General features: G+C 51.6%; 9 protein-coding genes. All 9 read right to left on the minus strand.

Annotation, left to right across the window (positions count from 1 at the left end):
- Window positions 1–2: 2 nt before the first annotated feature.
- A complete protein-coding gene (locus AC4G46_RS29945; RefSeq protein WP_491125836.1) occupies window positions 3–2,018 on the minus strand; it encodes a helicase-related protein in 2,016 nt (671 codons plus the stop codon).
- Window positions 2,019–2,212: 194 nt separating this feature from the next.
- The gene (locus AC4G46_RS29950) at window positions 2,213–2,608 is read right to left on the minus strand and encodes a hypothetical protein (RefSeq protein ID WP_491125837.1); all 396 of its coding nucleotides are present in this window, start codon (window positions 2,606–2,608) and stop codon (window positions 2,213–2,215) included.
- A 287-nt stretch (window positions 2,609–2,895) separates the two neighbouring features.
- The gene (locus tag AC4G46_RS29955) at window positions 2,896–3,618 is read right to left on the minus strand and encodes a response regulator transcription factor (protein ID WP_068728002.1); all 723 of its coding nucleotides are present in this window, start codon (window positions 3,616–3,618) and stop codon (window positions 2,896–2,898) included.
- Window positions 3,619–3,622: 4 nt separating this feature from the next.
- Window positions 3,623–4,780 carry a sensor histidine kinase gene (locus AC4G46_RS29960; protein WP_491129009.1) on the minus strand — a complete coding sequence of 386 codons (1,158 nt, stop codon included), beginning with the start codon at window positions 4,778–4,780 and terminating at the stop codon, window positions 3,623–3,625.
- 57 nt (window positions 4,781–4,837) lie between these two features.
- The gene (locus AC4G46_RS29965) at window positions 4,838–7,555 is read right to left on the minus strand and encodes a stalk domain-containing protein (RefSeq protein WP_491125838.1); all 2,718 of its coding nucleotides are present in this window, start codon (window positions 7,553–7,555) and stop codon (window positions 4,838–4,840) included.
- Between the two features lie 246 nt (window positions 7,556–7,801).
- Window positions 7,802–11,818 (minus strand): Ig-like domain-containing protein, encoded by a 4,017-nt coding sequence (locus AC4G46_RS29970; RefSeq protein WP_491125839.1) that lies wholly within the window; start codon window positions 11,816–11,818, stop codon window positions 7,802–7,804.
- Between the two features lie 230 nt (window positions 11,819–12,048).
- Window positions 12,049–13,251, minus strand: coding sequence for a methionine adenosyltransferase (metK, locus tag AC4G46_RS29975; protein ID WP_491125840.1), 1,203 nt, complete (start codon window positions 13,249–13,251; stop codon window positions 12,049–12,051).
- Between the two features lie 210 nt (window positions 13,252–13,461).
- On the minus strand, window positions 13,462–13,731 hold the full coding sequence (locus AC4G46_RS29980; RefSeq protein ID WP_491125841.1) for an alpha/beta-type small acid-soluble spore protein: 270 nt from the start codon (window positions 13,729–13,731) through the stop codon (window positions 13,462–13,464).
- Between the two features lie 161 nt (window positions 13,732–13,892).
- Window positions 13,893–14,438: a hypothetical protein gene (locus tag AC4G46_RS29985; protein WP_491125842.1), complete on the minus strand. Its 546-nt coding sequence runs from the start codon at window positions 14,436–14,438 to the stop codon at window positions 13,893–13,895.
- Window positions 14,439–14,450: the final 12 nt, after the last annotated feature.

The following is a 14,450-nucleotide window of genomic DNA, read 5'->3' on the forward strand; positions in this document are numbered from 1 at the left end:
GGTCATTTCCTCCCTTTCAGGTATCCCCGCCTGCGGGCAATGGCATTCATCGTACGGATCTGGGCAATCGCTTTGCGCTGGGAGCTCGTCCACTGCGGAGAGAGAAACAGCACCGTGCCTGCGGGGTCTTCCTGAGAACGTCCTGCCCTCCCCGCCATCTGCACGAGTGATGCCTCATCAAACAGGCTGCTGTCTGCATCGAGAATGTAAACATCACTGCGCGGGACAGTCACGCCCCGCTCCAGAATGGTTGTGGTAATCAGGATTTTAATCTCCCGATCACGGAAGGCCGATACTTTGGCCGGCCGGAACGGATCCTGAGAAGAAGTGCCTTCTATACGGACGTCAGGGAAAATCCGGCGCAGCAGCATCAGCAGCGGCTCAATATGGGCAATACGTGACACAAACAGAAACACCTGTGCCTCCCTTGCCAGCGATCTGCGCAGTGCCTCTATAAATGCCCGGGACAGCCTGCCCTTTTTGATACATAGATGTACCGGATTCATCGTCAAATACTGCGGCACCGGCAGCGGATGACCGTGAAAGCGAACCGGCACTCTTGCATGCGGCAGCCTGCCGAAGCTGGCCTGCCTTTGCAGCTTCCGGGGCGGCGTTGCTGACAACAAGATAAAGGCTCCGTCCGGCTTGCAGGCTTGTCCGGCTGCAAAAGCCAGCATGGGATCGTTGTGATACGGATACGCATCAAGCTCATCAATGATGACCAGATCAAAGGCCTGGTAGAACCGCATCAGCTGATGCGTAGTGGCGATGGTAATCCGGCCCGGTATCCAGCGGTCCGGGCTGCCGCCGTACAGCACGGCCAGTGACGCTGCCGGGAAGGCCCGCGCCAGCCGCGGGGCCAGCTCCAGCACGACGTCGCGCCGCGGCGTAGCCACCAGTGCCCGCCCTCCGGCGGCGAGCACTGCATCCAGGAGCGGGAAGGTGATCTCCGTCTTCCCCGCTCCCGTCACCGCCCAGAGCAGAAACCGCTCTGGGCCCCGCCCGGCTGCGCGTCTCCCCCGCGCAGCCAGAAACCCCAGTGCAGCTCCGGCGGCCCCCGCCTGGGCTGCACTAAGCCCCCACCGGCGCGCCGCTACGGTGGGGCTGGTCCCGGCCGCTGTGCACCGCACGGCCGGAGAGGCCGCGCTGCGGATCAGCAGCGCGCAGGACCGGCTGCGCCCGAGCGCGAGGCAGGCCTCGCAATAGGCGCAGCAGAGCAGGCCGCACGCAGCGCAGGGCGTGCGGCCCGTGGCTGCGCTGCCGCAGCGCAGGCAGCGCGCATCCGCGCGGCGGCGGGCAGCGCCGCGCGTGAGCAGCAGCGGCAGGCGAAGCGCCGCCTGCACCGCCTTCCAGCGGAGGCTGCCCATTCCGCTATAATCATCCGCTCTGCCTCCGCCACTCACGCTTTCATGACCTACAGCGGCCTCCAGCTTAAGCCGTCCCTGCAGATATGCAAGCTGGGCAGCAGCCCTCCAGCGCCCTTCAGCTCCTTCAGCCTGCTCTACCAGCAGGGCCTCCACTTCCGGCTGCAAAAGGGAGCGGCCGGACAGCAGTGCCACAAGACAGTCTGCAGAATGACTCACTTCCTGCATGCAGCCGGGGGCATCAAACCACAAATCCTCTTCACTTCTCTGCCCGCCTGCATCACGCTCACTCCATCCGGCCCGTCCGTCCCGCATTTCCCGTACATCGAATACCTTCCAAGCCCACTCCTCCATCCGTTGCCCACGGGCTGTTTCCTCTGCCCGGATCTCCTTTTTAAGAATATCTATCATACAGGCCCGCCATTCTGCTGCTGTCCATTTCTGCATAGCATAGCTGTAATCAATTCTCTCCCTAAGCTTCACCCCCCACCCGAGAGGCATTCCGGCTGACAGCATCACAAGTCCATCCGCCTTACTGCAATTCCAGCTGAACCCTCTCTTCCCGCCCCACCATAACCAGTCCACCGCCGGACACACCGAGATCCACAGCTTCCAGCGCCCTTCTGTTGCCGCTGCATAGACACTAACTCTCATTAAATGCCGCCCCCCGCTTATAAGATAACCACCCGGTCAGCATAAGCGCTGATCCGGATAAAGGCCCTGAATAACACATCCCCCTCTATTGTCTTTTCTTTTCTAGCCGCTATAGCTTTAGCAATCAGGAAAACACAAAAAAGCACACTCCCCCGGACTGGAGAGTGTGCTTCACCCGTTTCTTGCATATTGAATTAATATTCGCCGCGTGTCGATTGCGATCCCCCGCTTCCCGGCATCCGCAGATCTATTACGGTCTGCCGTTCCTGCATACCCTGAAGCTGCATCAGCGGTACGAATTCAATTGCGGAGCCGCTCCGGGCCAGTCTGACTGCTACGGCTACCGTGCTGTCCCAGGATTCATCATCCATCAGAGTTACCTGGTAGGCTTTGCCCGCCCGGAATGCCCGCCAGGCAAGCATCCGGATATACCCTTCAATTACCGCCTCATGATTACGGGTAATCAGAATATAATGAAGCCGCTTGCTGAACCGTCCGGCATGCCGGTTACGTTCCCGGTGTTTCAGGATATGAACGAGAGCTACTGCCGATCCATAAACAGCCGCAATCCATATTAACTGGGCTACCATGGAGATGCACCTCCTCTTATACCGACACTATATGCCGGTGCTCCGAGGTCGGTGACTGCCCATGGTCTCCTGCGGCCTGATAAGCCCGTCCGCTCTAAAGGCGATCATAAAGCGGACAGGGTCAGACTGCCTATTTCCGGGTATTTACTTAAATCAGCATTTTGCAAAATTCGAATATAACTGCGACTGAACAATACGCTGGCAGATGACAAAGAGCTCCCTGCCGTTATGTAATGTTGTTCCGGATCATTTGGATTCTCCAAAACGCTCAGTTAACGTTATGCCGGTTATAGGGTAACCCAGCCGTATTTAATCGAGTTGATTACGGCTTGTGTACGGTCGTCAACTTCCATTTTCTGCAGAATACTGCTGACATGGTTCTTGACGGTCTTTTCACTGATAAAGAGGTATTCTCCGATATTCTTGTTGCTCTTGCCTTCAGCCATCAGACGCAGCACCTCTGCCTCACGGCGGGTCAACGGATTATTGTCGCCCGCAACGAACTTCACGCCCGCTTCCTTGACCGGAGTCTCAGCCATAGCACCTGTTTCGTTAAGGTAAGTCATACGGCGCAGCTGGTTGATCAATTTACCGGTAACTTTAGGATGAATGAACGCATGCCCTTCACATACTGAACGGATGGCATTGATCAGCGACTCGGCTTCCATATCCTTCAGCAGATAGCCGTTGGCACCCTTGCGCAGTGTCTCGAATACATAACTCTCATCATCATGAATCGACAGAATGATAACCTTTACATCCGGGAACATTTCCCGGAGCTTCTGTGTAGCTTCAACCCCATTTTCAACAGGCATATTGATGTCCATCAGCACAATATCCGGTTTGTTGACGTTGCAGAACTCCAGTACCTGAATACCGTCACCGCATTCACCAATAACTTCGATGTCGTCCTCCATATTTAAAATCCGTTTAAGCCCTTCGCGAAACAACTGATGATCATCGGCCAAAAGTACTTTTATCGGCAATTTGCCAGAGCTTTGGTTCTCCATCACATTACTCCTTCCCCTTTTCCACATTTGTCGGAATGTGAATTACGATTGTTGTTCCCTGATTCTCCGCTGACTCGATTTCCATCCTGCCTTCAAGCAGTTCTACACGCTCCCGCATACCGACCAGCCCGAAGCTTTCCCGGCTGCCCTGCTCGCTCACCTTTTTCACATTGAAGCCCAGCCCGTTATCCTTTACGACAATCTTGATCAGTTGCGCCTGATAAGTAATTTCTACCAGAACGTAACTCGGATAAGCGTGCTTCGCAGCATTGGTTAACCCTTCCTGCACAAGCCGGTAAACGGCAGCTTCCATGGCGGAAGAAAGGCGGTGCTCCTTGCCCCTTGTTTCGAAGGTGGTACGGATTTTGGTTTTTTCCTCAAAGTCATGTACATACTTGCGGAGGGTTGGAATCAACCCAAGGTCATCCAGCGCCATTGGACGCAAATTAAAAATAACCTTTCGCATTTCTTCCAGACTGTAGCGGACCTGTCCCTTTAAATCTATTACTTCGTCCTGCACCAGGCCAAATTCCTGCTTTACCAGCATTCTTTCTACAATTTCCGTCCTTAGGACTAGATTCGCCAGCATTTGAGCAGGACCGTCATGAATTTCCCGGGCAATTCTTTTGCGCTCCTCTTCCTGGGCCAAAATAATTTTAAGCCCGATCAGCTGCCTGTTTTTTGCCGTTTCGACAATTCGCGTGACTTGTCCCATTTCTCCGGCCAGGTAATCGATAACAACGCTCATTTGCGAACCTATGGATTCAGCGCGCTCAACAGAATTTTCGACACTGCGGACCCGCAGCTGCAGCTCATCCCGCCTGCTCCGCAGATAAATCTCCCGTTCCCTTGTCATCATAAGCTCAAGCTGCAGCTCGGTCGCTTTTTCGTAAGCAATCCGGATATCCTTCTCCGAATAACGGACAAAATCACGGCTGACCTCCGTCAGCCGGATCCGTGACCGGTGATACTGCAGCTCCAGCTTATCGACTTTTTGCAATGTTTCATCCGTTTCTTCCATAACCCTCTGCAGTTCTTTTGTGAGTGCAACAAGCTCGTCCCGGGCAACATGCATTATTTCAAAAATCTGATACTTGCTGCTCTCCATCACGTCGATGGTATTCTTAATGACGCGATCTATCGCATCGGCCTGAAATTCCACGGATGCTTGCCCCATTTCTATCGGATCGTATTAAAGGCTTTCCTTTATACTAACATATCACGATTCGATAGTTACGGTCTTCGTTTTCTGTTCCCATTTTACGGTCAGTCCAAGCTGCTCCGAGACGAGTCTAAGCGGTACTAAAGTCCTGCCGTCTAGGATTAAAGGAGCTACTTCTGCACTTTGACGCTTCCCGTTCAGTACATATTCCTTTTTGCCGACGGTCAGATCGAGCGCCTTCGCCCCCCGCAGCACCATGATTTTCTTGGTGTTCTGATCCCAGGCTGCGCTGCCGCCGAAGACATCCACTACATATTTAATCGGAATATAAGTGGTGTTGTCCTTAACGATCGGAGCGACATCAATTGCTTTCTTGGTGCCGTTAACCGTAAGAGACTTTGAACCGATGACCATGGAGGCCGCTGCCTTCGGAAGTCCTGCTTCACTGGACAGGGACGGCATAACAAAGGAAATATTATCAAAGCCTACCGTACCGGTCTTGGCCCGTTCGTCCTGCCCTTCCTCCACATTGACTACATATACTCTTTTGAGTGTTGCCGGGAACTTGATGCCCGAGCCCGACAGGTCGATGTTCAGGCTCTTCCAGCCATTCCAGTCAATCACTTTAGCCAGATCAATGTATGCTGTTGTTCCTGCATTATCAACGACCTCAGCCCGCAGCCAGTTAAGGCTCATATCGCCCATAACATCCAGTGACATCGAGGTTGCCGCTGCTGGAATGCTTCTGCCGGTGGTTCCGTTGAACTGGGCATAGGCATACATTTTTCCGCTGCCTGCCGTCATGTCATAGCTGAGTGACAGCACCTTGGAGCCCGCACGTTCAGCCGATCCGGCCACAACCGCTGCTGTTCCGGTGACGCCAGCTGCATTTGTAGTGAAGGCAATCGGATAGCTCACATTTTCGAAATCTTCCCAGGCTGTAGCTGCTGCAGTAGATAGTACAACCGCTGTACTGAAGCCGTCATACCGGGCAATTGCATAGCCTGTAGTTACGCCCGCATTGACCGAAGTAACCGTAAGCTTGCCGTTCTGAACACTCCCGTTAAAACCGACCATCTCCCATTTCAGCGCCGAAGCCGGCACAGTCAGGGACGCCCCGCTTTTAGAAACGGCTGTAACCGGGACCGATACGGTCGTGCCCGCTGTCAAAGGGGCCGTAGCTGTGCCAACAGACAGGCTTGCCAGATCCTCTCCTCCCAAGACGGTTACCTTAGTGGAGGCACTGGCTGTTCCGCTGGTAGCGGTCAATGTGGCCGTTCCGGCTTTAACTGCCGTTACTTCACCTGCGCTGACAGTCGTGCTGCCGTTGCTCGATGTCCAGGCCGGGTTACCCGAGGATACGTCTATCGGATTATAGTAGGTATCATAGCCTTTTAACGTATAGCTGGCTTTTTGTCCTATCAGCAGTACTGAGCTGCCGCTGATCTTGATTCCTTTTACCGCTCCCTGCGGAGCTGAAGTATATACTCCCAGGCCGTTGACAATGCTGCGCTGCTCTGTGCCGTATTCTGTATTGAAGGTAAGTGTAGTCGCCGTTTCGGCCAGCGGGCGGTCTACCATGGTTGTAGAGCCCCCTCCATCGAGGTTCAATCCCTTCCAGACTCCGATATTGGTCATAAAGGATTGCAGCTCTGTCAGTGACATCCCGGCGCTGTTAGCGTTATCCTCTACCGCAATCATATAGACGTAACGGCCGTCCTGGGAATATCCCAGCGCTGTCCTTGCCCGGTAGCCGCCGATACTGGAAGTCGAACGCGAGAAGGCCGCCGCCTTGCCGCCATTAACCAGAATGGTATGTCCGCCGATCATCATTTGCAGACTCGCCGGATCTACGGACTGCTGTGTCGTTTTCGATTTCAGCGAGTATACACTGCTAAGCTTCTGGCCTACCGTCAGATGGGCTTTGACGAATTGTGCAGCCAGACCGTGAGTCCGCAGGATATATGCACCATCCGGAACGGCCATAGGCAGTGCCGCATCCAGAGAAATTTGCGTAATAACATCATTCTGCACCAGCACCTCAGTCGGTGTTGTTGAGCTGTTCTTTGGCCGGTCCAAAGCGGTCCAGGCATCAGTATAGATATAGGCAGCATTGGCATGGCTGTACGTGGAACTGCCGCCTTCAGGGCTATAAGCCCCCTTGTTAATACCGGATAACGGGAACTGGGACCCGTCCTCTGCAGTAACAAGACCCTCAAACGTATATTCATCAATGACCGGCTTACGGTCCTTGGTTACTGCGAAGGCATACATTCCATCCAGCTGCGAAGGTGTCGATACCAGGACTCCGCCGGATACCTGCCCTCCGATCGGTGCCCCCTCACCGCCGGTATTGAAGTAATCCCCGTTAATAGCCGCTACTGCTCCCGTTTCCGCCGCCATACCGCCCGTGCTCTGCCGGGTAGTCAGATTACCGCCCTTGCCGGTCATTACATCCAGGGAAACATAAGGATTGCTCAAATCCACACGGATGACATCCGCCAGTCCGGTTGCGCTTTTGCCTGAACGCAGTGCGGTGTATTTATATTTCATCATCATCGCACCGGAGGTAATGACCTCTTCACCCAGCTTCGTAACTGTAAAAGAACTGGCTGCCGCCTGGGCTACAGGTGCTGTACCTGCTCCCAAACCCGGCAGTCCCTCACTTCCAATCACCGGCATAATCCAGAGCACTCCGGCCAATGATGCTGCAATCCAGCGTTTTGCCGCCGGCTTTCCTGTTCCCCGTCCCGGCTTCTTACCACTGTTCCCCATGAAAACTTCATTCATTTCAGTGTAACTCTCCCATCTCTTTTTATAATCGCACTCTTTCACTGTCCAGCGTCTATTATGAAGTCAAAAAACAGGCATCTACTTCCCCTTTACTATTAAATAGACTGAAATTTCAACGAAAAGTTGCGAATATTGCTAGATTCCCCCCTTCTCATTACTGCTACAGAAACTGCAGACAACATAAAAAAGCCCCGCTTACACGGGGCTTCACTTATAAGCAAACCTATTCTAAAGGTAACCGGCCATACCCAGCATCCGCTGCAGCATAACTGCAGCCTGAGCCCGGGTGGCATTGCCCTGAGGCTGAAATTCCGTCGTGGTCATCCCCAGGATAATCCCTTCCTGTACCGCTTTTGCCACAAATTCGGCAGCCGCGTTCTGTATTTTGTTTCTGTCCTTAAATGCGCTTAGCGCAGAGGCAGGCGTACCGCTCAGGGTGATCGGATGCTCTGTGTACTCCATTGCACGGATGATCATGATGGCCAGCTGTTCACGGGTAATATTGTCATTCGGCCGGAACGTGCCGTCAGTATTCCCGGTAATAATTCCTGCTTTGGCTGCTGCGCCAATATAATCACCGGTTTGGGTTGAAGACTGTATATCACTGAAGCGCTGTGCCGTTTCCCGGTCGCCCAGGAGCCCAAGCCCCCGGCTAAGCATAACAGCGAATTCAGCCCGTGTAACTTTTTGCTCGGGCTTGAACGTAGTACCGTAACTGCTGTCGATAATATTTTTGGCGGCAAGCAATGCTACAGTCGACTTGGCCCAGTGCCTACTCATATCTGTAAAGCTGCGGGTTGACAGGAATGTACCAACCACCTGATTTCCTGTTGTATTCGCCCGGATTACGGTATAGCTGCCTGCCGAACTGATCTTCGTCGGCAGATACGCGGCATCATAATAGACAAGATCCAGTCTGGCTGCCGAGGTCTGGTCACTGATTAGGGTAGCGGTCGTCCGTACCGTGTACTCCCCCGGGGAACTTAGGACCGTACCGTTAGAATAATTACCGCTTACTACAGCGCTCATGCGGATATCCGTCAGGCTGGTGACGGTTTGCAGTCCCTGGCTTCTAAGCTTTTGCTCAAACGGCGTATATGTGCCGGAAGGTACCTTTTCCAGTCTGATGACAAGCGATATTGTGCTGCTGTCTGCAATTAGACCTGCAGCCAGACTGTTCATGTTCACATCATCCAGCGCCAGATTGTACAAGGTATCCCCGTACCGGATGCCGAAAGCTGATTTACTGTTACGGTTGACCGCATCGAGCAGCGGCTTTAGCGGCACCGACACATAAGCGGCAAGCTCTGTCTGAGGCACTTCGAATACCAGGGATGGTGTACCCAGCTTGTGCAGATACTCATAACTTGCAGTCAGGCGGTCAGCTGCAAGCACATACCGTTTGACTATCTGGTTATATACGGAGCGGTCATCTGCTGTAGTCGCGGAATCGCTTTTGAGCAGCGGATATTCCTTGCCGAATTCACTGGCAGCCAGAATGCCCAGATAGGCCGGGCGGCTGGATGTGGACGCTGCCGTTCCGGTCAGATTCTGTACAGCGAGAGCTGTAAACGACGCAAGCGCAGTTCCGCTGAGATCAAGGATGCTGCCTGCCCCGGTCATGTAAGACAGATCAACAGTCTGGCCTGCCCTAACTACAGTAGATAGAACGAGCTTCATCGTCGATCCCGATACATTAAAGGATTGCACACCTACCGTGCTGCCGTCGACTCTGACAGCGAACTGGCCGCTATGCAGCGTGGAACTAGCCTGCATGCTTTTACTGAAATTAACGGACAGCTCATCCCCTGTTATTGTTGCTGAGCTAATATTCGGCACGGTGGTTACACTGCTACCGGAGACAGATACCGGCTGAAGATTAATGTAAGAGGCCCGGTTACCATTCAGATCACTGATTCCGGCTGTTCCCGGAACATATGAAACGGTGGTATAGCTGCCTGTTGACAGGGCACTCGCTAAAGTAAGTGTTACCTGATTGCCGCTCACGGCTACGTTAGTCACATAGTTAGGGGTGCTCCCGACCAGTACCGAGTACTGGCTGACCAGCGGCAGACTGTTCGGAGAAAGACCCTCATTATAAGTCAGGACAATTTGCTTATCTGACCCCGAAGCACTCTGGTAGACAGGCGCCACATTATCACTGGAATTCCGGACAAAGAAATCACTGAAGCTGGCTATATTTTGCCCGTATTGATCCTGCAGCGGATAAGAGCCGGCATAGTACGTTACCCGGACGTTCTGCCCGCTCGCTGCAACATTGTTTAGTCCGAGTGTAATGGATGAACCGCTGGAGCTCATAGAGTTAACGCCCAGTGAAGTGCCGTCCGCATACACATTGAACTGGATGTAGCCGGCAGCCGAGGCTGTTCTAAGCTGATCATTAAAGTTCAGCACCAGTGTTTTGCCGGTGAGGGTTCCATCCTTTGGTGTAGGAAGCACAGACTGGATGTTATTGGTCACCACACGTGCTGTAAAGGAGGCTGCTGCGTTTCCGCTTAAATCCTCTATCATTCTTATTCCCTGGATGTAAGATATTCTAATGACTTGGCCTACGGCTACACCGGTACTGAGCGTAACGTAGACACTATCCCCTTGAATATAAACACTATCAATATTGCGCTTCTCCTCATTAACAGTAACAGCAAAGCTGCCCAGCATCAAAGAGACGCCAGAGTTGAGCGCTTCATCATACTTCAGGCGGATGGTACGGTTGTTTTCTAGTGACGCAGAAGATAGTAGCGGGGCTGTCTTATCCAGAGCCACTGTTTTAAAGCTCCAGGCATTTCGCCCATTAAAGCCTTCGAACGGATTGTTGTTGCTATCGACAAATGCTCCATGTGCAATATCGACATAATAAACAGTATCATTATCCAGTCCTGCTGAAGGAACGATAGTAAACTCCTTTGAGTCTGCACTTGGATTTACAGTCGTTGAAAGTTTAGTTCCGTTGCTCTTATAGAGGGCTACCCCATTCTGCGCAGTTAAGGTAGTTGCCTGATTGAAGGCAATTTTGATCGGCTGGTTGATCTGTACAACCTCGCTGCGGTCAGCCGGACTTAGTGAGGTGATTCCGAAACCTGTAAGCGAAGTAGTAGTGAATGTCCATGTGTAAGGCCCGGAAGCCGGAAACACATTGCCATCCTGATCATAAAATGCCCCCTGCGGAATAGTCACCGTATACTGGGTGTTGCTTAACAGCGGATTCGCCGCAGAAGCTGAAGCAACCTTAATAAACCGGGTTCCCCCTCCCGTTACCGAAGCAGAATTCACGTTAAAATATCTGGCATTCGCCGTATTACTTGGCGACACAGATATGACCCCCGCAGCCGGCATCATCGGCTGGTCAAACGTAAGCTGAATACCTGTGGATACCGGTACAGCCCCTGCCCCGTTTGATGGAGATACCGATATCCCCGGCACAGCCGAGCCTTTGACCGAAAAGCTCCAGACATTCCCCGTACTGATGCCTGTGTAGGATTTATTATCATCATCCTTCAGTGCATACGGATCAATCAGCACATAGTAGCTGCTGCCGGCGGTAAGCCTATTTGTTAAGGTCAGTGATACAGTTGTAGTTGAGGTTGCGCTATCATTATTCAGATAGACATAAGGCTCACCATCTTTGATTTTAAACTCCTGAACCACAGTATTGTCCGACGAAGCAATCAGTCTGATCGATCCGCCGCCCTTCTGCAGCTTCTTGTTTAGCTTCAAGCTCAGCTGGGTGAGACTGCTGTCAACCCGTGAATAATTAGCCGGAGTGTATTCTGTTGCAGTTATAGCCGAATTAATAGATGGAGCAGTAGTGAATATTGAAGAGGCCGCTAACGATTCAAGTCCCAGGCTATCTTTGAACATACCTTTTGGCACATTAACCGTATAGGTCTTGTTATATTCAAGTTCCTTGCCTAATTTGACTTGATACTCCGTCGCACTGCTGATCAGCCCAGAGCTCCCTACCGGGATCGTAACATACGGCTCGCTCGCCCCTTGTGCCGTAACTGTGATGTTTCCGCTTTGCGGACTTACCAGCCTATCAAAGCTAAGCTTGATATTTGAGCTAACATTTACATTCATCTCTCCCTGGGCCGGGGAGATTCCGACGTTAAATTCATTTGCGGCATGTGCCGTCTGGCTGCCAAACCCAATAGACGGGTAACCGGTACTGAGCAGCAGGTTTCCAGCCAGAATAAGTGCTGTCCAGATTGTAATTTTCCTTTTCATGCGCTAAAGACTCCTCTCAAGCCATACTTTCTCGTCTGTATACATATCCTTATATTTCGGCTTCCAGGCTTCCAAAGTTTAGAAGGCATCTGCTTTTCCGGCCGCTTCAGCCTCGTTCAGCTCATCAATAACGCAAAAAAGCCCACAGCCAGTAGTCTTCTTCAAAGAAGTACCGTCTGCGAGCTTGTCTGTATTGAATGAAACAAATATCTTCTTATCTTATAAAAAGTCTAGACTCCGGCCTTTGCTTTCAGCATATCTGCTTTATCTACACGTTCCCATGGAAGATCCACATCAGTACGTCCGAAATGTCCGTAAGCTGCAGTCTGTCTGTAGATCGGCTTGCGCAGATCCAGCATGGAGATAATGCCGGCAGGACGAAGATCGAAGCTGCTGCTGATCAGCTCAGCCAGCTTCTCTTCACTGATTTTGCCTGTTCCGTATGTATCCACATTAATCGAGACAGGATTAGCTACACCGATTGCATAAGCCAGTTGAATTTCGCACTTGTCCGCAAGTCCGGCAGCTACCAGGTTCTTCGCTACATAACGGGCAGCGTAAGCGGCTGAACGGTCAACTTTGGTCGGATCCTTACCGGAGAATGCGCCTCCGCCATGACGGGCATAACCGCCATAAGTATCTACAATAATCTTGCGTCCGGTTAGACCGGCATCCCCTTGAGGACCGCCAATAACGAAACGTCCTGTAGGATTGATAAAGTACTTTGTATTCTCATCCAGCAGTTCAGCAGGAACTACCGGCAAAATAACATGCTCTTTAATATCTGCCTGAATCTGCTCGAGCGTCATTTCCTCAGCATGCTGAGTTGACACTACAATGGTATCAACACGTACAGGCTTTTCATCCTGGTACTCGACGGTAACCTGTGTCTTGCCGTCCGGACGCAAATACTCCAAAGTGCCGTCTTTGCGGACTTCGGATAAACGGCGGGCAATCCGGTGTGACAATGCAATCGGCAGCGGCATAAGCTCAGGTGTTTCATTTGTTGCAAAACCAAACATCAGCCCCTGGTCTCCGGCACCGATATTTGCGGTTTCCTCAGCAACCTGTGCAGGATCGCGATTTTCAAGTGCAGCATTAACACCTTGTGCTATGTCAGCAGACTGCTCGTTCAGTGAGCTTAATACCGCGCAGGTATTATAGTCAAAACCGAATTTTGCCCGGGTATAGCCGATCTCTTTAATGGTATTACGGACGATGGATGGAATATCGACATATTCCGATTTGGTGCTGATCTCGCCGATGACCAGTACAAGGCCGGTGGCCACAGCCACTTCGCAGGCTACGCGTGCATTCGGATCATTAGCCAAAAAGGCATCCAGAACCGCGTCAGAAATCTGATCACAGATTTTATCCGGATGCCCTTCCGTTACAGACTCGGAAGTAAACAAATGACGTCCTTTAATAGACATGTACCTCAACCTCCCATATTGTTAGTCTGACACTGTATAAGGGGGCTCCTTAACAAATAACAGGTCAAATAATTATAAATATTATTATAATGAATTACTGCCAGTTCAAAAAATGAACCTTTTCCATATGGAAAAGGTTTAAGGCTTTCCTCAAAAGTCATATTATCTTATTTGCCGTATGGTGTCAATTAAAGGCAAGTTTCGCTATGATCAGAAAAGAGACTGCTCAGCTTGCTTCACAAGCCTCTTTGTAATTTCTCCGCCTACAGATCCGTTATCTCTGGAAGTCAGATGACCCAGATATGGAGTCCGATCTACCCCGCCGGATCCTCCTAGCGCTCCCAGCTCAGAAGCAAATTCAGTATCTGCTCCTCCGCCATAAGAATGACCATATAACCCGAATTCTGCTGCAATTTCATATTGCATTTGTTTCAGCATCGCCCGGCTTTCCGGTACTACTGTGCGATTAGTACGTGCCATAATACAGCACCTCCTGAATGATTGTTTAGAATTACAGGAAGTATTGTGTACCTGAACCATAGCTTTAAATCGGGTTAATGTTTGTCAGGTGTGGGAAAGAGTTCCGGGGTATAAAATTTATCCTGCCGGGCATTCTTATTATATAGTAAGAACAAAAAAAGTTATTTCAGAGTGTACGGTCCGCGAACCATAACGACCAGTCCCAGCGTCTGGCCCTCTTGAACAGATATTCCCCGGCCATCACGCGGGAAAGATAATAAATGATTGGATGGTGCGGCAGTTCCGTTAAGAAGATCTGCACCAGCTGTCAGATCAGCAACACCATTGCTGTCCTGCGAATAAATAACGGCTTTGCCGGCCCGTACAATAAATTCAGCACCAGCTCCGGCAATTAAAAACTGGCCCGGTTTAACATCAACGATTTCTACAGCCACTCCACTCTGAACTGGGGCTGCTGTTGCAACCGGTGCGGCCGTAGCTGCAGGTGTAGCAGTAGCCACAGGTGCTTGAGTTGCTGCTGTACCAACGCCTTGAAGAGCTTTTTGAATCTGCTGGTCAACATAGCTTTTGGTGACCACCGGATCATCAGCCGTACCTGGCTGGGAACCAACACCTGCACCATCAGCAGTAACATTCAGCAGAGAACCAGCCCACAGGCTGCCTGCCAGTACCCCGGTTGCTAAGGATATTTTCCATACCGTTTTCATTAGCGTCCTCCT

It is taken from the genome of Paenibacillus sp. fava2, from assembly GCF_058313675.1.